The organism is Olivibacter sp. EAT-5, assembly GCF_044784325.1.
Classification (GTDB): domain Bacteria; phylum Bacteroidota; class Bacteroidia; order Sphingobacteriales; family Sphingobacteriaceae; genus Olivibacter; species Olivibacter oleidegradans.
Map to the genome: position 1 here is coordinate 5,793,407 of NZ_CP173028.1, position 24,717 is coordinate 5,818,123.

Consider the following 24,717-nt stretch of genomic DNA (forward strand, 5'->3'; position numbering starts at 1 on the left):
TATCGTAACGGAAAGTTAGTGGCATTGTAAACGCACTAAAAAACTGTCGCCAACTATGAAAAAATATAGAATATTACTTTGGGGAGCGGGCACCGTTTTACTTTTTACTTTTTTTACTGCGTTTTCCTATCGTGGCGGTATGCCTTACACCGATGATACAACGATGGGATTTCCGCTTATATTCCTCCGAAAATCAGTTGGTCAAAACGTGGAGACAGGACTTTTTGCTGAAATAAAGGACTTTCACTTTGGGTATCTTTTTATCGACATCGTTTTTTCAGTACTACTTGTTCTCGGTTTATTTAAGCTGTTCCGATTTAAATATACCGTCCCGGATGAAGAGGATAACTGATATGACAGACACTTAATGAAACCCGATATGGAAGGATCAGCAAAATTGAATCGTATTGTAGAGGCGAGAATGAAATTAAAAGCACGTTTCGCAGCAAAAATGAAAGATACGCCCTCTATGGCGGACGACAAACCCATGGGGACGGGTAAAATAAATCGGCATGGGATGCCAACTATTCCTATAGGACAGGTTGTAACTACCAAATGGCCGGTTTTAGACCTCGGTTATCAGCCCGATATTTCGCTAGATCGTTGGCGTTTAAGGATAGACGGCAATGTAAAGCATCCGGTTATGTTAACTTGGGAAGATTTTATGGCACTACCACAGACCCATGACATATCCGACTTACACTGCGTCACTACTTGGTCCAAACTGGATATGAGCTGGATTGGTGTCAGTATGTTGGATTTAGCTGCACTTGTGCAACCTCACGAAGACGCAACTCATATTCTTTGTCATGGCTATGATACTTATACTACTAACCTTTCATTAGAAGAGGCCTTGAAGCCAGACGTGCTTTTAGTGCATACCTTTGAGAACCAACCGCTGGCGAAGGAACACGGCGGGCCTTGTCGTATGATTACACCTCAACTTTATGCTTGGAAAGGCGCCAAATGGATAAAAAGAATTGAATTCCTGAACCAGGACCAACCAGGCTTCTGGGAGGAGCGTGGTTATTCGAATACCGCTTATCCTTGGCGTAATGATCGTTATGATTAACCAAAGAACGATTCTATTCATCAAATTTTGATAAAAAAGCCACCCGGATCCAAAAGGGTGGCCAAATCAAAAATGAAATCTATTCGTTTCCTATGCATGGAAACTTCTCAAAAACCTTGACCTATTGAATTGAAGTAAGAAAACAAAGAAACCGTTAATGTTTTTAATTAACACTATATTAAACAAACTGATAATAAACAACATAAACAAATAAAACTAATATTATCATATATTTTGCACGGTATTTGTTATAACTTCATGTCGCGCAGTTCCTTTTGCCGTTAGAGGCTAAACAATATAAAGCTTTTTTTCACTTGTGTAATTTGTGCGAAGTTATGCTATACCGCTATGACTAAGAAAAAAACAATGTTATACGTTGAAGACGATTCAGAGATGCAAGGTCTGATTATGGATATTCTCGATTATGAAGGTATTGAAGTTATCATGGACACCGGGAAAAACTTGTATAGATTGCTGGATGAACATGAGGTAGGCATGATTTTAATGGATGAAAATCTGCGATGGTGTCAGGGAAGCGATCTTTGTAAGCAGCTTAAATCCTTAAGTAATTACCAGCATGTACCGGTAATTATGATATCCGGACTATGGGATATTCCATCAATTGCACTGGAATGCGGAGCAGATGGATATATACGTAAACCCTTTGATATGTATGATATTATGTCGACAATCAATCTACACTACGCGCATTCATAGTCTAAGCTGATTATTCATGACGGTCTATCGCCATTTTGATTTTCCACCGTTTCTGCAATACTTAGGTACTGACATTTATCAGAGCAGTAGCCGTATTATCATTATTCCTCCTATAAAATTGTACTGAATTAGTTAACAAATAAGTTAAAACAGTTACTTTTACGTCATGTCTGATAGAATAAAACCGTGGACTCTTTTAGAAGACGAGGATATTTCGCCAAGCGTCTGGTATCCTCTACATAAGCAAAAAGTAGAATTACCAAATGGTCTGATCGTAGATGATTACTTTTTATCTCCACTGGGCGATGTGGTGCAGGTTTTAGCTTTTACTCCTGACAATCAGGTGGTACTTACTCGTCAATATAAACATGGGCTTGGCGAAATTCTAATCGAAGTGCCCGGAGGAATGCAACAAAAGGATAAAACGCTAAAACAATCAGCCGTAGCCGAGCTTGAAGAAGAGTGTGGAATCAAAGCCGCTGAGGAAGATTTGAAATTTATCTGTCGTTTTGCTATTAATCCAACTAAACTCAAACAAATAACCTATGGCTATATCTTATTTAATGCTGAATTCAATGCTGTACAACGTCTGGACATCACTGAAAATATAGAAGTAATTACGTTACCGGCATCGGAAGCGCTTCGTATGGTTGAAAATGGTGAAATTTGGGTTACGGATTCAATGAATTTAATATTAATGGCAGCAAGAAAATATCCGGCTATTTTTAATGTCTAAGAATCCTTTGCTTACGACTAGGTCATTTGTTGATTAGCTATATCTCCATCTAAACCGTTAATAGCGGTTTTTATTAAATATATTAAAAACTGTCTCAAATTTATTTTGAACTCTTTCTGCAAACACATAACACCGAAACAAGAAGCATGTCCACCTATTCTGTATTGAAACGCCATATACGTAATACCACCTAAAATAATCGGGAATAGAAACTCGAGGAGAAACGGCTTTCCCGTTGAGTCAGCTAATTCGGATGTTTTCATCATCTTCAACATGCGTCGTTCACGAGCCGATACCATTTTCGCGATCGCAGCATCTGTTCCCATAAATTCGGCAACTGCGAATTCTCGGTATAGGGGATCTCTCATAAGTGCATCAAAATGTTGAACGATAAGGTGCGCTAAGAGTTCAAATCGCATGGCTTCCTCCTGTCTCGCTGCTAAAGCGACTATTTGGGGTAAGTTCGCAATAAGGTAGTCGTGTCGGCTGTACAGTTCTTTTTTTACACCATCTAAACTACCGAAATGATTATAGATCGTCCACCGGGTGAATTTGGATCTATCGGCGAGACGACTTATTTTTAGTGCTTGAAGACCTTTTTCTCGTATGATATTGGCAGCTGCCTCTAAAATAATAGCTCTTGTGCGCTGTGCGTTTTTTTTCTCTATCTCCATCGTAACCCTATCTATAGGTGTACACGAAATTGCATGGTTTGCCTTGCAATTAACAGTTAACTTTACGAACAGTGCTATAGCATCTATCAATTCGTTTTCTTGGTCTACTTTTCGCATGCTGAGCCATGCGAGCTTATACTTCGATTTAGTTAATTTGTCTTAGGTTTGGCCTCATATCACGTCGAATGGTATCCAGTCTACAGACTGACTTTCTCAAACGGCTACCAGACGTTGCTGATGTAATGTTGTTTCTCTTCGGAAAGTTTGCCGTATTCACTACGGGTAGACATAGTTTGAAGCGAGAGCATAACACTTTCTTAGCCAATTTTCAATAAACAGCATAGTACTGGAATACCTTCGATCATGTTCCAAATTGACAATAATATATTGTTCAATATGAAATATCCTTGAGCAAATGTAAGTATTATAATCACTCTGAACGAGCCTCCACCAGATGCAGATCACTTTCATTAAATTATTGCTACACTTTTCTGATTTTGTTGATAAAATCATTTATTACAACAGATAATCAATAACTTACAGAAAATACCTCGGTTATATCCTAAAAGAACGGGTGACAATTGCGCACATCAAGCACTAAAGAAGCCGAATTATCTATTCTACACTAAAATGAATTTGTGGTTGACTGATGATTTATTAAATACCTAATATAAGTCGTCACGAGCAACAGATTTCTTCATACCAACTTGGTAGCAAAAATTCTTGGCAAAACGATGTTGAGCGTATATGCAAGTTGGTATAAGAAGATAGGCGGTTGATTAAATAAACATGCCTATCAAATTCATTCCCCTCAAATTAGCCTAGGATAAATTATAAACAACATGGAAAAGTTTAACAAAAGTCTTTTAGAAAGTTATTTAAGAATCGAAGCAGAGTGTATCTGCACTATAGACGCACCGCGCGAAAGTAACCAGCATCTTCGAGATGGTGACGAAACAGTGAGCAGCATGACCTTTACCACATCGAATTTCATTTAATACTCACCTTGCTAAAATAAAGGAATATGCGATGCTTGATATGCGCTATCGTGGAGGATGAGCCGCTCGCTGTACAAATGCTCAAGGGCTATATCAGTAAACGGTCCGATTTAACGTTGGTAGCTACGATTGATAATGTGTACGATTTTCATGTGATTATAAAAAGAATTACGCCGGATATCATCTTCCTTGATTTCAAAACACCTGGTTTTGATGGCGATGTTGACAAAATACTGGATCAAATCTCACCTAATTCAATTGTTATCAACACATCTGCTTCACCCCTATCCCACTTCAGAAATAAAGAAGAAATAGAAAACAATAATAAGGTTTATGAATTATTGAAGCCCTTTTCGCTTGAAAAATTCAATGAATGCATTGACTTTTTGTTAGGAATAGGACACTTCCAGTAGACTCTGCATGCGATGTTAAGTAATATTGAACATTTTGGTTTCTTTTTATTAAGATTGCCAAGTTTACCATTGCAGGAAATTCAAAGGATCAATGCCGATAATACGGCCAGCCTAGCCGAAAACCTACATGATTTGCTCAGTCGTAATCCGGAAGTATTGGAAGCTATTTCATTTGCCAGCAAAGATCTCTATCATACCTATCTTAGCTGGTTAGAGAATGGATATATGCCAGATCTAAAGCTACTGGTTACTCTGTATAAATATGTCTCTCGCATGGCTTCTCGCGCTACTCCCTTTGGTAGTTTTGCCGGTGTCTGCATGGGGCATATCAATGATAATACGAGTACATTAACGCTTACAGGGCACGCAACTATCTATGCTCGTGTGAGTCTAGATCACTTGATGCGTCAACTTCATCAGCTACAACAAAGTCAGGATTGGCTAAACGACATTGTATTCTACACGAATAATAGTATTTACGCAGTAGGCGGTTATTTCAGGTATATACGTTTTGAAACCGTAAAAGACAAAAGGACTTTTTTTCAGGTTAAACTTAAGATAAACCCTTTATTGAAATTGCTTTATGATTATGCCAGGGAAGGGAGAACTTTCAGTGAACTCATAACCTTTCTTATGGACTTTGATATTGAGAGAAACGAGATAACAGCCTATCTATCTAAGCTCTTAGATAATCAATTTCTAATATCGGAATTAGAGCCCACGATTTTGGAAGACCAAGATATTCACAAGCTTACTCATAAGTTAAAGGGAACGGATGCCGCAGTTGTAGAGATGCGAGACCTATTAACTTTGTCATCTTGCCCCAACAGAATAGCTACCTTAGATGAATTCCCATTCAACGTTGTGCTACCACAGGTTGATAAAAAATTCATCGCAAAGGAGGTCAACCTGAAACAATCTGTAATACAGCTAATAGCTAGAGAATTGTGTGAGCTACATCCGTTGTTTACATCATCAATACCACAAGAACTGCAGGTTTTTATTCAAAAATTTAAAAGGCGATACGAGATGATGGAGGTACCACTGCTGGAAGTACTTGATGGGGATTTGGGTATCGGCTATGGAAACCTCGATAATCAATATAAAAGCGAACATCCTTTAATTAACAACCTGGATATAAGCGAGGGTAAGAAACAGCTCACATCTACGCTTGAAGAACAAGTGATGACTAATGCGTTGTTTTCTGGTTCACGGCATATAGATCTGGAAACAATTTATCCTCTTTTGGAAAAGAGACAGGAGAACAGTGCTGTTGCGCCGACCTGCTACGCCATTGGCAATCTTTTGACAAAAAAAGTAGAGGATTTGGATAACGGCAATTTTCAATTTCACCTAGCCGCATGTAGTGGATCGTCAGCAGTAAATTTGATGTCGCGCTTTGCTTATATGGACGAGGCGCTGAAGAATAACCTTCGAAGCTGCGCTATTTATGAAGAACAATGCTTTGATAATGTGATTCTGGCAGATATCAAACATATACCGGAGAATAAAGTAGGTAACATCTTGCGGCGGCCGAAGCTGTACAGTTATGAAATACCCGTATTGGGACTTACTTGTACAAAAAATAAAAAACAAATCCCTCTTTCGGACCTTACAGTAACTGTGAGAAACAACCAGGTTATTTTGTTCTCCAAAAAACTAGACAAAAGGGTTATTCCAAGGTTGAGTTGCGCTCACAATTTTAGACAAGGAATCTCCGTTTATCGATTTTTATGCGATTTGCAATATCAAGACACCCCTTTTTCCATCTATTGGAACTGGGACAAATATAAAATGGCTCCGTTCTTACCTAGAATCAGCTATAAACATCTTATCTTATCTCGCGCGCGCTGGTATATAAAGCAAAGGCGCCAGTTCGATATAAATTGGTTTAGGCAGCTGCAAAAGGATCTACGATTACCGAACGAAATATTGATCGCTGAAGGCGACAATGAATTATACATTGACATCAGAACCAGTTGGGGAATGCAGTTATTGAAAGACAAACTGGCTTTAGGGGATGTAATATTATATGAGTCTTTAGTGCACCATAGCACTATTATTAAGGATACAAACGGTAATGCTTTTGTTAACGAAATTATCATTCCTTTCAAATCGATTGTAAAAAAGTGCGCGTTCATCGAAATGACCCCGTTGAAGAACAAGGAAGTGAAACGGAGTTTCTTGCCTGGAAGCGAATGGATTTATATAAAGCTTTATTGTCCACAGAAAACTGCGGATGAAATATTGGCTGAAGATATCATGAACTTAGTTAGACAGCTTAAAGAATGGCAACTCATCGATAAGTGTTTCTTTACGCGCTATCATGACCCCGAATTCCATATCCGTTTGCGCCTACACGCACCCAATAACAGTAAAAAGGCTTATAATAAACTACGAGAAATTTTACGCTTCACCATGGAACATTTGGCCTCTCAAAACAAAATTTGGACAGTTCAATACGATACATATGTGAGAGAACTTGAACGTTATGGCGTTGATAATATCGAGCATTGCGAATCGATATTCTCAATTGATTCAGCGGTTGTTTTGGATTTTTTGGCAACGCTGCCCAAGGACGACGTAAATGTGCGATGGCTTTTTGGATTAAAGGCCGTTGATCAACTATTTAACGCTTTCGGAATAAATCTATCAGAACGTTTCGAATTAACTGAAGAATGGAGTTTAGCGCTGGCCAGAGAATTTAAAATTGATAAGGTAAAGCAAAAAAAGATGAATCTAAATTACCGAAATCATGCCGCTTCCATTGATGCTCTGCTTTGGCATCAAGAGCCTTCCTGGATTTTCGCGAAAGATCTTCTTGAAAAGCGATTCCAAGGTATTACCCATATATTACAAAAATGGAAGCCAAATAAGATTGAGGTAAATAAGCTAATTGGAAGCATCTGCCATATGTTTTTTAACCGACTTTTCTTTTCGGATCAGCGAGCCAACGAAATGGTCCTATATAGCTTTTTGGCTAAAAATTACCGATCAAGGATAGCTCGATCGAAGAATGAAAGCGCTACCATCTTTGCAATTACGACAGGAGAACTATGTCCAAGTTAGTGATTCACTAATTTTTTATAAACCTCATCCCGATAGGTAACACCTATTGGGATATCTTTTATACTCCCTCTCATAATGATCTTGTCCGGATCGACTGCTCGCACAAAGTTTTTATTGATAATATAGGACTTATGGGTCCTCAGAAACACATCCTGTGGTAGGTCGTTGGTGATTTTTTTTAATGAGTAAATGATCAGGAACTCCCGTTCAGTTGTGGATATTCTGATATATTCCCGGTCGCCCTCTACGTATTGTATTTCGTGATAGGGAACCAGATAGTTCCTATAATTGTCTTTAATAGCAAACGTACCAGTCTGCACTTTTTCTACTACATCATTTCGAGTAAGATGGCTCTGTGCTCGCGATAAGGCCTTGAATAACCTTTCAAATGAATAAGGCTTCAGTATATAATCGAATACTTCCAATTCAAAGCTTTCCAATGCATAGTCTGCTCGTCCTGTAATAAATATGAAAAGCGGTCTTTTAGATAGCGATTTCAGGAAATCAACCCCATTAATACCAGGCATATTAATGTCTGAAATGACCACATCGATGTTGTTTTTGCTTAAAAAAACGATTGCATCCATCGCCGTTTCGAAACTAGCTTCCAAACTTACAAAGGGGATCTGAGTGATATGTTCACTTATGCCTTTTCTCGCCAACGGTTCATCTTCAATTATTATACATCGTAGCATATTTCAATTAGATTTCAGATTAATTTTCAAATGTACTGAATATACGTTTTTTTGTACCCCATAGGACAAATAATACTTGTCCTTATAATGTAAGTCCAATCTTCGGAGAATATTGGACATACCCACCCCTCCTACGGATTGACTATCATTTGGTTTAGCGATGTGTTGGGTAGATTCTACTTCGTTCTCTACCTGCAAAAATATCCAATCGTCGTTTACGTCAATGTTAATGTAAACGAAATTATTGTTAGGGCTTTTATCCGGTCCGTGCTTGAAAGCATTTTCCACAAATGGTATAAGCATCAATGGACTGATTTTATAAGGCTCTTTTATATCCGTAATATACGCTTCGATCTGCACGCGTTCACCGTATCTAATATGCATAAGCGCTATAAAATCTTTAAGGAATTCGAGTTCCTTTCGTAAGGGAATAAAATGATTTTGGGATTCGTATAGCGTATAGCGCATTAACGTCGAAAGACGCAGAACCATATCTCGGCCTTTATCATAATCCGTATCGAGTAGTTGATAGATATTGTTTAGGGTATTAAATAAAAAGTGTGGGTTTACCTGCGACTTGAGAAAATTAAGCTCAAGCTCGAGGTTGTCGCGCTCTAGCCTTGTTTTAGTAAGTACTTGTTCTAACATGATTTTCACGAATTTCGGCCCAACGGGGAGTGAAATAAGAAAGATAAAATCAAGCACAAAAATGTAAACATTCTTCACTATACTTAAAGGTCCATCTGTCAGTACAAGCTCAAGATACTTACCGAATCTCGGTCCATAGTTTTTGAATGTAGCCTGAAAGATAAAACATGCAGCGTAAGTTGTTAAGGCCCAAATTACATACAAGACTGCTATCCATAACAGCACAAAAGGGATACCACGTGGATTGGAGAAAACAGACACAACTTTTCGAGAAGATAGTGAATAAAAAGCAATCATCACCACTAATAACTCTTTTATTACAAATATCCATACGTGCTCGGCGTTACCGATCAATCTATAGTAGTTAAAATAATAAACTACAGCGATTAATAGCCAAAAGAGACTATGATAAGCTAAACGTAAACCCAGCCGCGAAAATACTGAGTCACTTGACGTTGGAATACGTAGCTCACTAACATTCATCTTATTGACAGGTTAAGTGCCATAAAAATAGGCTTTATTTCCAAAATGCGTTATATCGGAATGCTTAAAAATAAAATAGTTTAGCAAATAGTTTCCCATTCTTGAACAACTATTTTTAGACCATTCTAATACGGTTTGGTTATTTTAGCGAAACTCTCGACAAGAGGGCATACTTTACAGCACAGTTTAATAAAGGCCGCTTGAGAAAGCGGCTTTTATTATGATGTAAAATCGCTCCCTTAACTTATCGTTCCATCTATCAGATCGATATAACGTACATGGGGGATGCTGTCCACCATAAGATAAGTATGATTATTAAATCGTTTAGACATTTTTTTTACGTAAAAACATCCAGAGTACGTATAGCAAAAAGCAGACGAGCCCTAGCATCATATCAATAAACAGATTGGTAGGGATTAAACCTACAGATGTATCTGTACCATGAGAAGATACAAAACGCTGCACTTCGAGGTAAGAGAAGGGCTGTCCAAACTGCAAACCTCCATGCTGCAACCAAAGGGAAAAGTTAGGTCCCAACAGTAAAACAATGATTAGACAGATCAATATATAGGATATTCTATTTCTCATGTTTTGATTTAGAAAGCAGATGGCATCTAACCATAAACTTTGTAATGCAGTTATGACGATCACTTTTCAATCGGAGATGGCCTCTGTTGATGATACGACTTTGTTTCTGTTTTATTTATAGCAAAAATAAGGAACCACTAATTTCAGGGAAAGAAATTTACACATAAACAGCCCTACCTTACACGAAAATCTGTGTCAGCTACATAACAACCCCACATGGAAAGCGTCTCTCAATGAAGCGAATAAAATGTCATTCACCCTGACAGCTTGTCTGCTAAAGTCCTATATAATGTGTATTCAGCTTTCGGCATAAGATTTGATAGTAGAAGGACAGGTTTAGGTTGATTAGAAAAGTCCGGCGATCCCAAAAGCCGGGCTTTTCGCTTTTATTAAACTTAGTTTGTGTCAATTACTCCGAAGCATACGCCCATACGCAGGTTTATATAGCTGTAGCTTATCCATAAACCGTATTCCCTAAAATCTCAAGATCGGCTTTTCTCTTCCGCAACCTTTTTGCTTGATCCGAAAAACCATGTATCGAAAAAAGAAAAGCCTTCAACCGGGGAGATTGAAGGCCTTTACTAACCAATTATAAACCTAAATTATGATGACACAAATATCGCATTAAAGAGACAATGTTGCAAAATGATTAACATATTTTAACAAAGCTGGCAGTAAACGCCCACTTCTGCAACATCAACTATCATACGCGCAAAAATTCGATTACTCTTTTACGGTTATAGCGGATCCGTTTAATAAACCACTGACAAACAGGTTGCTTGTAAACCATTCAAAAGAAAACCTTGCGGTCATCGCGACGGCAAGGCTGAGCATTGGTGTTTAATGCGATATAACTGTTGTCTATTAACCCTCAACGTTAGCTTTTGTTTTGAGGTATAGAAATTTTCTTTCGTTTTATTAGGTATTCGGCCCATTGCAAGCTAGTTCATAAGATTATAGTTTATACCACCTGAATTTCGTAGGCTTGTAAGCCTTTAGGTCCCTTTCGGGTTCTGAAATTCACAACATCATCAACTTTGATAGACGCAGGTGCCTCGGCAATGAGGAAAAACACACGTTCTCCAAATTCGTTGTTAATAAAGCCCCAACCACGCTGTTCATTATAATACTTCACCTTTCCTTTATGCACATCGTCTTCCTCCACCATTTTGGGTGTGCTAATCTGGATCTCTTCGACGTTAATCTTTTGTTTTCTAAATTCTGCAGGTTTTTCAGTAGTCAAGTTTCCATTCTCATCCACATACGCCAACATATCTTCCAACGATTTTCCCTTGTCAGATTGACTACTCCTATTTTCCTTTCTTAGCTCTTTATCCTTTTTCTTTTGTTCGCGCTTTTTAATATTTTCTTTCTTTCTGAATGTTTCTTGACTTCTACCCATACGTTATTATTTATGAATTAATAAATGAAATTGACCGTGTTTACAATGAAAAAGGAGACCTGCGGAAAAAGGAGACCGGAAACAGAGTAAGTGAGGTTTTCGTCAAATATACGAAAATATTTGTACATCTCCTATGAAGGAGAGCATATAAGCTAAAGATGTTGCAACAAATCGCGTCCCGAAGACGAATTTTTAATATGTAGAAGCGCCTTTGTTTTCAACTGCCGGATACGCTCCGGTGTAAGTTTTAACTGATAGGCGATTTCGTCCAGCGTTTGCGGCTCACTATTGCTTAATCCATAAAACATGGTAAGAATTTGCCGTTCACGTGATGAAAGTTTCTTCAGCACCAAATCAATCCGCAGAAAGAGCGAGTCTTGAATCAGTTGCTGATCAGTGGCAGGATCTGAACTAGCTAAACTATCCAACAATCGCTCTTCTTCCGAGAATACTGATGGAGCATCTATCGACAGCTGCCTTTCAGCATTTGCAAAAGAGGCAATAATACGATCGGTAGTAGTTCCCAGCTCGACGGCTAATTCTTCCACGCTCGGCTCGCGTTCTAGGCGTTGTTCCATCTCAGCCTGGGAACGCCGCAGTTTGATCAAGTTGCTAATCTGATTTCCCGGAAGTCGGACCGCTCTAGACTGAATGGAAATAGCGGACATGATACTCTGTCGAATCCACCATACTGCATAAGAGATAAATTTAAAACCCTTCGTTTCATCAAAGCGTCTAGCAGCCTTTACTAAGCCGGCATTCCCCTCATTGATTAGATCTTCCAATACCAATCCCTGATGTTGATACTGCTTTGCTACAGAAATCACAAAGCGCAAGTTGGCCTTGGTTAAACGTTCGAGCGCAAGTTGATCTCCCTCTCTTATTTTTTCAGCTAAAGACACTTCTTCGTCGGCACTGATTAATTCAAACTTGCTAACCTCATTTAAATACAGACTGAGGGAACGGTTATTACGGTTGGTAATTGAATCGGATATTTTTAATTGTCTCATTGATTTTTTTTTACGGATACGTTATGCCTAAAAGCGAAAAGCATTCTTCGACTAAAAAGAATGCTCTTACATATGCGGATAGCTTAGGCTATCTTAAGTTCGATGGCGCTTAGGCCTTTAGACCTTTGTACTACCTTGTAGGTAACTTGATCGTTTTCATGAATTTTTCCCCGTTGTGGTATTGTAAAGCCAAAACCGCGAGATCCATTAAAAATTCTTACTATTCCCTCCTGCATAATGGTTTTTGTTAAGCTTATTACTTCTTTCCTTTTGTTAAGTTAGATTTTCCGGTTGTTATTATTTCTGTTTTTGAAGAGGTCTTTTTACTGTTTTGATAATCAGAAGAACCCTTCTTCTCGGTGCTTTTGGGTGTTTTTTTGTCTCTGCTCATGGTATATTTATTAATTATTTCCCATTAATCGTTCTAACCGACGGATATTATCCTCAAGTAAATTTTTGTTTAGATCATCATAATGGTCGATACGGTATTGCTTTAATACTGCTATCACCGCATCAGCCTGTGCAATAAGAGATGATATGTAATGTAGTGCGCCACTTTTTGCATGTTCCATCGCCGTAATCTTATCAACGAAATCCTGCTGAATAGAACGCATTCCGGTAAGCGAATATGCTTGATTGGTTAACGAATAATACACTTTCACGGGATGGTTGTCTTTCCAAATTGTCTTGAAAGGCTTCATATTAATCCGAGTGAAATCATTCGAAGACATCTCAGTAATTTCGGTATTATTTATTGAGACCCGGTAGTACCGATAATAGCTCTTCATCGTAAATTGTTTTTAAGTAAAGTATATTCTTTTAGGAAGGAACTTGCCAGAGCATCCATTCAAAAAATGAATGATGAGATGCATTGCTTCATTACCATAATGATCTTATTCTATTAAAAATTACCGCTCAGTCGATATCGATTGCTAAATAATTTGATAAAAAAAGAAGTATTGTTCCAAGGGTTCATGATCTGTAGCCTCGAGCTACCTAGTAGCCCTATATCAACCAATTTTACCCTTTTCTTTTGGAGATATGCAATAAAGGTAATAAAATAATTGACAACCAATGAATTGTACCACTTTATTTTTTTAAGTCTCCCTCTTTAAATCATTGCTTTTTTTTGTTATTACCAACCAAAAAAGTTATCTTTACATTTTAGAGTACAGTTAGCATTCTACAGGTTACCACTTTCCTTCTTTCTACACTGCCAAAGTGGGCTTCAAATTTTTTCTGCATTCTTGATTTATTTACACAATTAGTTTTATGGTTATTTTCATTTTTTTTATCGGACTATGGTATCTGTCCCTTTTTTCACAAACCTTCTTTCAACATCGATATGCAGCACATGGCTCCTTTACGATGAGTAAGTTTTGGGAGCGTTTTTTTTTCATCTTCGCCTATCTCACCCAGGGTTCTTCTTACATGAGCGCCCGAGCCTACGCCATTATGCATCGCATGCATCACGCTTATACTGATACCGAGAAAGATCCTCATTCTCCTCGGTTCTCATCTAATATCTTCAGTATGATGTGGCGTACACGAAATATTTACGGGAATATTGTTAACAATAAAGAACCGATAGAAACACGGTTTCTTAAAAACTTGCCTGAGTGGAAAGGATTTGATCGCTGGGCACATTCGGGAGTATCGCGACTTCTGTGGGTAGCTGCCTATTTCGCTTTTTTTCTATTTTTTGCCAACACCTATTGGTGGTTTTTGCTGTTGCCTATTGTAATCACGATGGGTGCGTTTCATGGCGCGATCGTTAATTGGTTTGCGCATAAATATGGCTATATAAATTTCAGGTTACGAAACACCGCTAAAAATTTATTGGTTATTGATGTATTGATGCTTGGTGAATCGTACCATAATAATCATCATAAGCATCCTTCATCTGTAAATTTCGGAAATCGCTGGCATGAAATAGATCCTGTTTATCCCATCATTGTTTTGTTGAAGTGGCTTCGGATTATTCGCTTTCCCAAACTTACTCCAGTAATTTAACTCATTAAAAGCCGAATAACGATCTGGTTTATTGCTTTTTTGGCGGTTTAGTGCTAGGCGCCGCGAAGTGTCGATGCAGCTTCCGGAACGAAATCATTGTACCGAACAGAAGCAAATGTTAAGTTATGTTAAGATTTGGGCTATGCTGAAAATCTACCGACTAAAAGACGTACCTTACACCAATTAAAAATATGATGTTATTAGATAAAGTGTTAGATCCGCCATCGTATGGATGGACGGATCGGGATGGGGCCTTCAGTAAACCTACAACCAAGCAATTACTCCGCGAGTTTTTAAAACGTATTAATATATTTCAATCCAAAAAAAATTGGTTACCTCTATTTAGCTGGGCTCGCGTACTTTTACTGATTCCGCTGCTATTTCTTTTTATATTCAACTATTTCAGCGTCGCTTTATTAGTTGCCGCGTTTATTTACAGCATGATCATTATGGGAACGCACGGAACGATCTGGCACCATCGGTATTGCACGCACAAAGCCTACCGTTTTAAGAATCGATTTTGGCGGGTGCTAACACAAAACCTAACGATCAGCATGATTCCCGAAGAAATTTATGCCATCTCGCACCACGTGCATCACGCGAAATCAGACAAGCCGGGCGATCCTTATAATGCCAATGGCGGTTTCTTATATTGCTTTTTAGCAGATGTAAATCATCAACCTATTGCTAAAGACCTCAGTGCAGAGGAATATAAGCAAACTGTGCAACTAATGGCACACACCGGTGTAAAAGCTAATTGCTATAGAAAGTATCAGAAATGGGGATCAGTTGTACATCCAATGCGTGCTATCTCTGCTTGCTTAGTAAATTGGCTGGTATGGTACGGTATATTTTATTTAATTGGCGGTCATGCGCTGGCTTGCGCACTCTTTGGTGCCGCAGCTTTCTGGGCAATAGGCGTGCGAACGTTTAATTATGAAGGACATGGAAAAGGAAAAGATAAGCGTAAAAAAGGCTATGATTTAAACGAAAAAGATATGTCAATTAATCAATTATGGCCAGGTTTTGTTGCAGGGGAATGGCATAATAATCATCATTTATACCCGAGCAGTGCGCGTTCAGGCTTTTTAAAACATCAGGTAGACTTGGCTTGGTATTATATAAAGTTCTTGCACTTTATCGGTGGCGTAATCACTTACCATGATTCGAAAGCTTCTTTTATGAAGCGATATAACGGGGCATAAAATAACGACTACTCCTGTTGGAGAGGCAAAAATAGCCAGCGATCTAGTTAAGAGGCTGGCTATCTTTATTTGTATAAAGCTACTTTGCGGGTGTAATAACAACCTTTCTGAATTCAATCGGACCATGGTCTCCTTGAAAATAGATCGGACCAGGCTCACCTTCATTACTGTCGAGCGCACCACCGGTAATACCTGGTATTTCTTGATTCGCAATAATCGTTTTACCATTGGCTACTATGGTAACCATCCGCCCCACCAGTGTAATATCGTAACTCTGCCATTCGCCCGGACCTTTTACCGCCATCTCACTTGGCACTAAAAAGCCGTAAACTCCACCGAACAAATGACTATTGGGATGATCTGTTTTTGGATTGTCAATGATTTGTACTTCGTATCGGCCTCTCAAATAAACACCACTATTGCTCCCCTCTTTATACCTAAATTCCACGTGTAGCTTAAAGTCGTTAAACTTTTTCTCCGACACCAGGTTTGCACCCGATTCCGGACTCGTCAGAATTCCATCTTTCACTACCCATTGATTTTTGTTCCCAAGTGCCGTCCACCCTGTTAAATCTTTTCCATTGAACAGCTCGATTGGTTTTCCCCAAACGGGTTCAGCTGTTCTTGTTAGATAGGGGGCTCTTACTCCAGTAAAAGACTGCTTTACACCGGCGCTTGTAGTGATTGTCCCCTGAATGCGATCGCCCGATACAGTTCCTTCTAAGACCAAGTCACGGTCTTCGCGCTCCCATTGTGGAGGAATAGCAAAACTGAATTTTCCATTCTCAAAATTAACTTTAGCAACAGGCCGTGCACTACCTCCTGTACTAACAAAACGTCCCACCAGTGTTTTAAAGCCCGACAACTCCACTTCCAACCAAGATGGTGCCGGTTTGCCATTCTCTTCGACGGTGATATCCCAACGACCGATGAGCTCCCCTCCTTGCACCGCATTGCTGTGGATAGGCGCTACCTGTGCCTGTGCGCAAAAAGGCTCGATTGCAGCAAACAATAAACCACATGCTAAGCCTAAAAATAGTTTCTTCTTCATAAATATGGTATTCAATAGTTATTATGGTCAATAAAGATATCGTTTTTTACCCATACACGAAATTTTTAGACTGAATAGACTTTTCTTAACCATAGCTTCCATTTTTCAAATGGGTGTTTTCGGTTTAGGAAAATGCCTAAGCTACATTTCCAGATATCCCTGAAATGTGGTAACGAACTTGCCAACATCAACCCCATCACACAGCGCATGATGTACATGTATAGACATGGGAAGCAAGATCTGATCATTTTGAAATAGGTATTTCCCAAAGGTGATTTTTGGTATGCCATTGTCTTGCCCCCCATATAAAGCATGTTCCATTTGTGTAAAGGAAATGTAGGGCAGCACCGAATAGTGTATAACATCCCGGCAATTTGCATCCGTTTGTAATCCACGCGACTGCTTTTCTAAATTAATTTGTTTTTTTAGTTCTACTTGAAAGCGCTCAAATTCATCGTAAAAATCAAAATAGGCAAAGCCGAAAGTTTCGTCAGGCCTGATGACGGTAATGGACCCACCAATTTCGTGATACTCCAGCACGTTGTTGTCATGTATGCGATAACGAAAAGCCTGCACTTCGTTAGCCGCCCGCAGCGATAAGTATAAATAATAGCAAAAAAACGAGACATTATAAGTCTTACAATATGCAAAAGCTTTCGTACAATTTAACTGCGTGGTGACACCCCAGAACGGTTTTTCAAAGGATCTAAAAAAGTAGTAATGAGCTTGCCGTTTCCAGTTCAGCGTATTGACTTGGTTATAAGAAACTTCTTTTTTCATGGGACAAATATCTATTTTTGCTCGTGGAGCCTTGGTGCAAAAAAGGATTTTAAACAGCGCAAACGGATTTTTATGTATACCTTATATAGCCATGAATTCACCCAATTAGTGGACCGGCAATTTGCTGATTCGGAAAAAGGCCAGTATAAAGCGTTAAAGCATGTCGGTCAATTTAATGCTATAACGCGTACGTCCAACAACAGCCATTTTAACATACTTCAATTCGAGTCGTCCTTTCAGGAGGAAGTACGTGTCGTTAACTTTCGAGACTTCAATCATACCAGCTTCCACTTCCAACTTGAAGGGCATTCGAACGCGCGTATCTCTTGTTTCGGGGATGCGCTACCCATGAAGCAGGGTGAATTTAATGTAATGAATTGTATTGATCCTATCAGTAATTTCTCGTTTCCAAAACAGAAAGACTATAGTTATATATGCCTAGGGATTAATCAACAATACCTTACATCACTATTGGAACAGTGCGGAGCCGAATGGCAGAAAATAGCTAAAAAGCTAGCAAAAGACCAACCCTTTACTTTATTTGACAAACCAAAGCATTTTGGCTCCTTACTAAAACAAACCCTTTACGCAATCATTCATCCTCCGGTGGCCGATTCTTTAATTTCTACCTATGTCCCCCATAAAATAGAAGAATTGATATTACTTATCCTAAATGAATCATCGCTTAGTCAGAAAAGAAACACTTTTCCTTTCAGTCAACGCGACGTCGACTTACTTCACGATTTAAAAATATACTTAGACGATAATTTCCTGAAGCAGCATAACCTTTCCGGGCTGGCCAGACAGGCCGGTATCAATGAATTCAAACTAAAGAAAGGCTTCAAAATCTTATTTAACTATTCAGTGTTTGGCTACATCAACCATTTGCGTATGCAATATAGTTATAAACTCCTCCAAGCAAGAGCTCTTCCTTTGGGTGCAATTGCGGCCTTGGTTGGCTATCAATCTGATGCCTCCTTTATACGTGCCTTTAAAAACTATTATGGGTACGCGCCGAATAAAAGTAAGCCCCTTGGAAATGGTTGTTTTCAGGGATTATAGAAATGAGTTTCCTGTACTAATTTTGATGTAGAAATCATACATCAACAATGGCTACCTGGAGCTTTAGCTACACTTTTTTTATTTCAGTTGTTTTCTGTTGCTCCATGCACGCCTGTCAAAGCAAAACGAAGGTGATCGCAACCACTGTAGAAACCAATTCCCTTCAGCTATATCCTTATCTTGGCAGCAATGGACTTTATGGTTACGCTGACACGGCGATGCGCTTGGTGGTTTCCCCATGTTATATTACTGCGAATAAGTTTACTCATACCGGTTTTGCCGTCGTACAAGATACGACACTGCAATATGGTGTCATCAACACTCTTGGGAATATCGTTGTGCCTATAAAGTATAAACATATTTATCTTCAAGAACTGGACAACTACACGTTAATGTGGACGGAAGAGACTTATACTACGCGATGGCGTTTCTGGAATTGGCGCTTTCTTCCCGGTCTTTCGCTTATGGGATCTTCAAAAAATGATAACCGTTTATTTGACACCAAGGTTAACATGTCTAAACTAAAAATCACTATTATTGAAAACAAGCAAGTTATTTATGATAATGAAGTACAGACTTCTGAAAGCTATCGTTACCACATGGAGGTTAATAATTTGGGCGACGGATATTTTTTACACAAAAGAAAATTATATCAACTAAATGATGGCAAAGCAAAGGTCATAAGCAACCATATTGAAAATGTTATTGGATATGACCAATTGTTTCAAGTTAACGGTAACAACTATTATATCACCGATCGAAATAACCGAAAAACAGATGGACGGATATTTAGAAAAAAAGACAGTTTAATTTATACTGTTAAAGGCGAAAGCCATGCCATTAAACTGCATAAAGACGACTACCTTTACCAAAATATCGCGCAAGTGTTTGAAGATACAGAAGGCAAGCAGTACCTCTTCCCTGAAATGAAGATAGCATTTCCCCAATCTGTCGAAACTCTAATTGATGATCATATTTTAGCTGATTCGGTATTACAGCAAGCGATGTTATTAGCGCCCATTGCCGGAACAAATTGCTTCTTAGTACGCTCGTTCGACCAAATAACCGGCCAGATTAAACACAAAGTTCTTCAATCGGATGGAAGGTGGGTGTCCCAACCTTCCGGCGAACATAATTTTACATTACGTTATCCTACCGGCGATATCGTATGGCCCGAATTATCCACTGTAATCAATCCAAATGCTTTGAAAGATTTTCGTGCCATTGCTTACGAAGATGTATCCGAAAATATGCATTGGTTGATCATAACTCTTAAGCGAGGCGATCACCAGAGACAAGGCCTTTGGAATAAACAGGAAAATCGTTGGATTTGGAATCCCGATAATTATAGCATCCGCTGCTTGGATGCCGAAAAGGGGTTATGGTCTTTTAGGCCTGAACGTGAAAAGGCCTACGGTATTTATCGTCCAAAAACAGGTGAGGTTTTAATTACCCCGACCTATTTTGACATCAATAGCGATGGGATGGTTACCCTACAGGAGAACGGACAATATATACGTTTCTACGTCGATTTTGAGAGCTTACAGGAATATCGGGATAAAATCAGGAAATAAATCGGTTATGCATTCTTAACAATTTTCACTAATCGCACAAGAACCGGTGATGTTAGTAAAAGAATAAGACCTATGGTGATATAGTTGAGATAGGGCTTCAACATTGGCACTTTGCCTATTAAATATCCTGTGAGTGAAAACCCAACTACATAAAAAAGGGAACCTACAGCGGCATACAGTAAAAACTTATTGAAATGGACCTTAGTAATACCGGCAACAATAGGCACAAAAGTACGAACCACAGGAAAAAATAAAGCAACAGCAATTGCTAAAGAGCCATGTTTTTGAAAAAACCGCTGTGTACTTATTAAGTAGGTTTGCTTAAAGAATCGGGAATCTTGTCGCGTATGCAGATATGGTGCTATTTTTTTACCGAATATATATCCCGTTATATTGCCGGCAATAGCAGCGATAGTTAGCAGCATACATAGTGTCGGCAGGTCATAATGATATCTACCGGCTGCAATTAGCACACCGGCGGTAAACATAAACCCACCACTCGGTAAGAAAAAGAGAAAAATCAACCCGATCTGTCCATAAACAGAAAAAATCAAAAACAACAAGCCCCCCTGGTTTAGCAACGCTTCCGTATCAAACATGACACAAACATACTAATTTCAGTATTTGCAAAAGAAGAATATGGTCTTACGCGCAGGAGGTAATTGTGTTGATACGCAAAAAACAAGCAAAGGAGCCTTTCATCCCAAAAAAAGCACTATTCATCCCAATTAATTGCGTCAGGACAGTTAATTATTGCAAAGGAAATATGAGGTTGGACCTTGACCCAACTCTTCTTCCTCAACTAATTATATCTGTATCAATAGGTTGATATCCAAGGCATCTACTTATACTTAGTATTTGTCCTTTATGATGAAACTCATGAGTAATAACATGGCTAAATAGGTGAAAAGGACTTAGTGTACATAGACGGCCATTTCGCATAAAAGTAACGCCCAATTTTTTCTGCCTGCTATTTTTTATGAAGGCATCAACATGAACATCTATGTCCAAATAGATAGGAATAACGTCTTTCATAGAGCTAACCACTTCCTCCTTCAAAAAATCCGTGTTTAATGCCATGCCACGACATACGATCCAAGCTTTGTAGGTATTAACTACATGGACTAGCAAGCTCCGAACACTACCTCCATTACCAAAAAAAGAAATTGGCTTTACAAAATCCTCGGTTACGAACGTGCTGCAATAGTCAAATAGTTTTTTCCGTGAATGCTTCACCCATTGATATTGGTGCTCCATATATTCATTTAATGATTCCATTGATTCCAATTATTGTTTGTATGTGAATCTTTCTCTCCATTACATAAGGTTCAAATGTCTGTTTTATAATTCAACGCAGTAGTTGTGCCAATTGTTACATCGATGGTGGTACCTGTAATACTTTTCGCCATATCTGACACTAAAAACGACGCTGTAGAAGCAATGTCATGCATAGACGGTAACTCTTTTAACATCGTATCAGATTTCATCTTTTTGATTACTTCTATGATTCGATCACCACCAAAAGCTAAGGCCTCCTTAAAGGGGCGCGAATCTAAGGATCCTGCCGATCGTATGTTAACTACTCTTACCCCTACAGGTCCTAATTCGGCTGCCAGATTTTTGGAAAAGGTTTCGACAGCCGAACATATGGGCCCGAAGCCTCCGACTTTGGGGTAACCTATTCCGCCGGGAGTTGCCGTTAAAGTTAATATCACCCCGTAACCTTGTTTAGCCATGATTCTCCCGGCAGCCGTAGCAGTTAGAAAATGAGTTTGCATCGCCGTCGTTATCGGACGAACAAAGTCGTCTAACGACATATCAATCAGATCAACATCCTGCAGCACTTCAAACCCCGCAAGATTAAAGGAAGCATCGATTCGCTTCGTTTTCTTTAGTGTCTTGACAAGGTGTTTTTCAATTGCCCCCTTGTCTAGGGCATCAACTTCGGCTGCTTCGGCAAAACCGCCTGCTTCATTTATTTCTCGTGCGACTTCTTCGGCCGGCGTCAAGTGGCGGTTGCTTAAGAACAGCTTTGCACCGGCTTGAGCCATTGTTTTAGCTACGGCACCGGCAAGCGACTGGCTGGCTCCGTAAATTACTATTACTTTGTCTTTTAACATAATTTGGCTTTTTAATATCAGCACAAATATACAAGTCGAAAATTAGCTGGCCCTACTATTACGCTTTTATGAAGTGTATTGTGAATTTTAAAAAAGTTTAGTTGCCTTTTCTAAATTTTTCGTAACTTGTAATCACGCTATAATAACATTTATTTAAAGATTTGCTAAAGTAGTTTTTGAATTTTTGCGAGCGGACAACTTACCCTATTCTTTGGATATAAAACAAAAGTACTGGCATGCAAACGACAACAAAAGACCTATCCGAACTATTGAAGGCCCGTGATCAAATGATGGCGGCAATAGCCTTTACCATTGCAAAGGATATTAAATCTGAGAAAGCAGTGGAAGTAACTCAGCAGAAAGAACAAGCAATTTCGCTTCATTTGTTAGATTTAATTAACATCGATGTAAGTGATGAATACCAACACCGGGCTCTCTGAGCTAATGTTTACTCACCACCCGCCCCAATGCCTGTCTTATTAGCCAATAGGCATATAAGGCCTTTAACCTTGTCTCACGGATGATACAAATTGCGTCTTTATAGGACCGCATCAAAATCCACCATGGCATGAAGCATGTATCGTCAGTTGGCTAATTATGTATGTGTAATTAATTAGTTTATTATTTTAAAACAAAAAAGCTTTTTTTTGCATTTTATACTATACATTTATTAGAGGCAGCTAATGTCCTCAAGGATATTAACATTTATAAACCAAAACGATTATGATATCCCCAATTAATCTCTGTAAAAGAAAATTGATGGGCTGTGTGTTCATTGGGATGACAGTCCTGTTGACATCTTGTGAAACAAAGCCGATAGAGCCCAGTGAACTTCTTTCCCAAAAACAGACCTTTAGCTCACTTAAGCGAACTAGTTCACCGTTACCTTCGTTACATGTAGACGGCAATCAAATTAAAGATGCTTTCGGAAATCCTGTTACACTTAGGGGTTTTTCACTCCTTCCAAACGAAAGCAACGATGAATGTACCACCTGTAGCCCACGACCGATTAGTGAAATGTTAGCATTACAGGCTAATGCTGCCCAAGGATGGTTTTCGCGAGTTGTGCGCATCGGTGTTCATCAAAGTTACAGCGATCCTGCCAGTGCTTTTGCAAATCACATTGATCCTTTTGTGCAACAGGCCATTTCGTTAGGCTTATATGTTATTGTTGATCTTCATCTTGTCGCAAATTATGGTGATGGAGGGACGCCACAGTCAAAAGTGATCGACTTCTGGCGTTATGTAGCGCCACACTATGCCAATAATCCGGAAGTGATTTTCGAGGTGTACAATGAGCCAATTAGTCCCGATAATTGGACGACATGGAAAAATTTTATTCAACCTGTTGTCGATACTATCCGAGCAGTTGCACCTAATAATCTCATCCTCATGGGTAACCCACAATGGAGCACACGGGTCAACCAAGCCGTTTCTGACCCTTTTGATGATCCAAATATGGCTTATGTGTATCATATTTATCCTAATCAGTCGGCAACTACTAGCAGTTTGGATGCTCGATTTGGTAATGCTGCAAATAGCATTCCTATTGTTATAACTGAATTTGGATGGAATGCTGACCCAAATTATTCCGACAATGTCACTTATGGCACGTCCGGCGGTTGGGGCAAACAGTTCCGTACGTATATGGATGACCACGCCCATATCGGTTGGCTTAACTACATTTTTGACAATTATTGGAAACCACAGATATTCGACTGGAACTGGAATTTAATGAGCGGCGAAAATCAAGGAAAGTTTATACGGGACTGGCTTTTCGAATTGCAAAATCACAATCAGGCGGGCGGTTTTACACCCGGACCACAAACGGCGTTTAAGGTGCATAACATTCCTGGCAGAATGGAAATTGAAGATTTCGATGAAGGCGGCCAAGATATCTCCTATCATGAAACGACCTTCGACAATCAGGGAGGAAATGTTTACCGTAACACACCGGTTGACCTAGGTACCACAAATGATGGCGGCGGTGGATATACGCTTGGTTATATAAATACGGGCGAGTGGCTTGCTTACACCTTATCAAATACAGTTGCCGGCACCTACGACATCAACCTGCGTGTAGCAAGTGGCGATGCAGCCACCGGAAAAAAAATCACCGTAAAGCTTGATAACGTTCCACTCGGAACAGTCGATATTACAAGTACCGGTGGTTGGGAGACCTATCAGAACTTTACGTTAAGTGATGTGACGGTACCATCGGGCAGTAATAAAATTCTTCGACTGGAATTTGAAGGCATCGGCTACAATGTAAACTGGGTTGAATTTTTGTCGAATCCCTAATTTATTCTTCTTGTCTCTATCAATATCATCAAAGAAAAATAATTGTAATTGTAAGCTGTTTTTGTAAATTGCACGTAAAAGCAATCCGATTCCATCGCCACTTAGT

The 24,717-nt window shown here is 39.1% G+C and carries 26 protein-coding genes; 13 read left to right on the top strand and 13 right to left on the bottom strand.

All coding sequences use genetic code 11. The annotated features are described in order from the left end of the window. The first annotated feature begins 55 nt into the window (after positions 1 to 55). The 4 genes from ACH11B_RS24235 to ACH11B_RS24250 all read left to right on the top strand — a co-directional run bounded on the left by ACH11B_RS24235 (position 56) and on the right by ACH11B_RS24250 (position 2,525). Complete coding sequence (locus tag ACH11B_RS24235; RefSeq protein ID WP_149105961.1) at positions 56 to 352, top strand: hypothetical protein; 297 nt, start codon at positions 56 to 58, stop codon at positions 350 to 352. A gap of 27 nt (positions 353 to 379) precedes the next feature. Beyond that, positions 380 to 1,072: a sulfite oxidase-like oxidoreductase gene (locus tag ACH11B_RS24240; RefSeq protein WP_149105962.1), complete on the top strand. Its 693-nt coding sequence runs from the start codon at positions 380 to 382 to the stop codon at positions 1,070 to 1,072. 366 nt (positions 1,073 to 1,438) lie between these two features. Continuing rightward, positions 1,439 to 1,789: a PleD family two-component system response regulator gene (locus ACH11B_RS24245; RefSeq protein WP_157622287.1), complete on the top strand. Its 351-nt coding sequence runs from the start codon at positions 1,439 to 1,441 to the stop codon at positions 1,787 to 1,789. 166 nt (positions 1,790 to 1,955) lie between these two features. Continuing rightward, a complete protein-coding gene (locus ACH11B_RS24250) occupies positions 1,956 to 2,525 on the top strand; it encodes an NUDIX hydrolase (RefSeq protein ID WP_130858402.1) in 570 nt (189 codons plus the stop codon). A 17-nt stretch (positions 2,526 to 2,542) separates the two neighbouring features. Here the strand turns inward: ACH11B_RS24250 and ACH11B_RS24255 are convergent, their stop codons facing one another. Beyond that, on the bottom strand, positions 2,543 to 3,199 hold the full coding sequence (locus ACH11B_RS24255; RefSeq protein WP_377610846.1) for a TetR/AcrR family transcriptional regulator: 657 nt from the start codon (positions 3,197 to 3,199) through the stop codon (positions 2,543 to 2,545). 842 nt (positions 3,200 to 4,041) lie between these two features. Here ACH11B_RS24255 and ACH11B_RS24260 point away from each other — a divergent pair. From ACH11B_RS24260 to ACH11B_RS24270, 3 genes are read left to right on the top strand one after another with little or no spacing between them, the layout of a single operon-like run. Further along, entirely contained in the window at positions 4,042 to 4,197 is a 156-nt protein-coding gene (locus ACH11B_RS24260; protein ID WP_013667701.1) for a hypothetical protein, read from the top strand. 26 nt (positions 4,198 to 4,223) lie between these two features. Further along, complete coding sequence (locus ACH11B_RS24265) at positions 4,224 to 4,610, top strand: LytTR family DNA-binding domain-containing protein (protein WP_130858404.1); 387 nt, start codon at positions 4,224 to 4,226, stop codon at positions 4,608 to 4,610. Between the two features lie 12 nt (positions 4,611 to 4,622). After that, positions 4,623 to 7,679, top strand: coding sequence for a lantibiotic dehydratase (locus ACH11B_RS24270; protein WP_377610848.1), 3,057 nt, complete (start codon positions 4,623 to 4,625; stop codon positions 7,677 to 7,679). Here ACH11B_RS24270 and ACH11B_RS24275 read toward each other — a convergent pair. The 7 genes from ACH11B_RS24275 to ACH11B_RS24305 form a co-directional block, all read right to left on the bottom strand. After that, positions 7,676 to 8,374: a LytTR family DNA-binding domain-containing protein gene (locus tag ACH11B_RS24275; protein WP_013667704.1), complete on the bottom strand. Its 699-nt coding sequence runs from the start codon at positions 8,372 to 8,374 to the stop codon at positions 7,676 to 7,678. The genes ACH11B_RS24270 and ACH11B_RS24275 overlap by 4 nt on opposite strands. 3 nt (positions 8,375 to 8,377) lie before the next feature. Next, entirely contained in the window at positions 8,378 to 9,505 is a 1,128-nt protein-coding gene (locus ACH11B_RS24280; protein ID WP_013667705.1) for a sensor histidine kinase, read from the bottom strand. Positions 9,506 to 9,829: 324 nt separating this feature from the next. Then, positions 9,830 to 10,093, bottom strand: coding sequence for a hypothetical protein (locus tag ACH11B_RS24285; RefSeq protein ID WP_013667706.1), 264 nt, complete (start codon positions 10,091 to 10,093; stop codon positions 9,830 to 9,832). Between the two features lie 961 nt (positions 10,094 to 11,054). Further along, positions 11,055 to 11,495 (bottom strand): cold-shock protein, encoded by a 441-nt coding sequence (locus ACH11B_RS24290; protein WP_013667707.1) that lies wholly within the window; start codon positions 11,493 to 11,495, stop codon positions 11,055 to 11,057. A gap of 152 nt (positions 11,496 to 11,647) precedes the next feature. Then, positions 11,648 to 12,505: an RNA polymerase sigma factor RpoD/SigA gene (locus ACH11B_RS24295; RefSeq protein ID WP_130858406.1), complete on the bottom strand. Its 858-nt coding sequence runs from the start codon at positions 12,503 to 12,505 to the stop codon at positions 11,648 to 11,650. A gap of 256 nt (positions 12,506 to 12,761) precedes the next feature. Beyond that, positions 12,762 to 12,896 (bottom strand): hypothetical protein, encoded by a 135-nt coding sequence (locus ACH11B_RS24300; protein WP_013667710.1) that lies wholly within the window; start codon positions 12,894 to 12,896, stop codon positions 12,762 to 12,764. 10 nt (positions 12,897 to 12,906) lie between these two features. Beyond that, positions 12,907 to 13,293: a hypothetical protein gene (locus ACH11B_RS24305; RefSeq protein ID WP_013667711.1), complete on the bottom strand. Its 387-nt coding sequence runs from the start codon at positions 13,291 to 13,293 to the stop codon at positions 12,907 to 12,909. Positions 13,294 to 13,777: 484 nt separating this feature from the next. Here ACH11B_RS24305 and ACH11B_RS24310 point away from each other — a divergent pair, with 484 nt between their 5' ends. After that, positions 13,778 to 14,518 (top strand): acyl-CoA desaturase, encoded by a 741-nt coding sequence (locus ACH11B_RS24310; RefSeq protein WP_130858407.1) that lies wholly within the window; start codon positions 13,778 to 13,780, stop codon positions 14,516 to 14,518. A gap of 191 nt (positions 14,519 to 14,709) precedes the next feature. Further along, the gene (locus ACH11B_RS24315; RefSeq protein WP_165447086.1) at positions 14,710 to 15,723 is read left to right on the top strand and encodes a fatty acid desaturase; all 1,014 of its coding nucleotides are present in this window, start codon (positions 14,710 to 14,712) and stop codon (positions 15,721 to 15,723) included. Between the two features lie 79 nt (positions 15,724 to 15,802). On the opposite strand, the gene ACH11B_RS24320 is transcribed toward ACH11B_RS24315, so the two are convergent. Continuing rightward, entirely contained in the window at positions 15,803 to 16,774 is a 972-nt protein-coding gene (locus tag ACH11B_RS24320) for a DUF1080 domain-containing protein (protein ID WP_013667714.1), read from the bottom strand. 141 nt (positions 16,775 to 16,915) lie between these two features. Continuing rightward, on the bottom strand, positions 16,916 to 17,554 hold the full coding sequence (locus ACH11B_RS24325; protein ID WP_377610851.1) for a CatA-like O-acetyltransferase: 639 nt from the start codon (positions 17,552 to 17,554) through the stop codon (positions 16,916 to 16,918). A gap of 72 nt (positions 17,555 to 17,626) precedes the next feature. Between ACH11B_RS24325 and ACH11B_RS24330 the strand changes: the two genes are divergently transcribed. Beyond that, positions 17,627 to 18,616, top strand: coding sequence for an AraC family transcriptional regulator (locus tag ACH11B_RS24330; protein WP_013667716.1), 990 nt, complete (start codon positions 17,627 to 17,629; stop codon positions 18,614 to 18,616). Between the two features lie 131 nt (positions 18,617 to 18,747). Beyond that, a complete protein-coding gene (locus ACH11B_RS24335; protein ID WP_157622289.1) occupies positions 18,748 to 20,190 on the top strand; it encodes a WG repeat-containing protein in 1,443 nt (480 codons plus the stop codon). A 5-nt stretch (positions 20,191 to 20,195) separates the two neighbouring features. Here ACH11B_RS24335 and ACH11B_RS24340 read toward each other — a convergent pair whose 3' ends face one another. The 3 genes from ACH11B_RS24340 to ACH11B_RS24350 all read right to left on the bottom strand — a co-directional run bounded on the left by ACH11B_RS24340 (position 20,196) and on the right by ACH11B_RS24350 (position 22,310). Next, the gene (locus ACH11B_RS24340; protein WP_377610853.1) at positions 20,196 to 20,789 is read right to left on the bottom strand and encodes a DedA family protein; all 594 of its coding nucleotides are present in this window, start codon (positions 20,787 to 20,789) and stop codon (positions 20,196 to 20,198) included. A gap of 199 nt (positions 20,790 to 20,988) precedes the next feature. Further along, a complete protein-coding gene (locus ACH11B_RS24345; RefSeq protein ID WP_377610855.1) occupies positions 20,989 to 21,468 on the bottom strand; it encodes a DinB family protein in 480 nt (159 codons plus the stop codon). Between the two features lie 50 nt (positions 21,469 to 21,518). Further along, positions 21,519 to 22,310 (bottom strand): SDR family oxidoreductase, encoded by a 792-nt coding sequence (locus ACH11B_RS24350; RefSeq protein ID WP_013667723.1) that lies wholly within the window; start codon positions 22,308 to 22,310, stop codon positions 21,519 to 21,521. 236 nt (positions 22,311 to 22,546) lie between these two features. Here ACH11B_RS24350 and ACH11B_RS24355 point away from each other — a divergent pair, with 236 nt between their 5' ends. Both ACH11B_RS24355 and ACH11B_RS24360 read left to right on the top strand, forming a co-directional pair. Continuing rightward, positions 22,547 to 22,750: a hypothetical protein gene (locus ACH11B_RS24355; protein WP_130858416.1), complete on the top strand. Its 204-nt coding sequence runs from the start codon at positions 22,547 to 22,549 to the stop codon at positions 22,748 to 22,750. A 283-nt stretch (positions 22,751 to 23,033) separates the two neighbouring features. Beyond that, a complete protein-coding gene (locus ACH11B_RS24360) occupies positions 23,034 to 24,611 on the top strand; it encodes a cellulase family glycosylhydrolase (RefSeq protein WP_377610857.1) in 1,578 nt (525 codons plus the stop codon). Positions 24,612 to 24,717 lie beyond the last annotated feature (106 nt).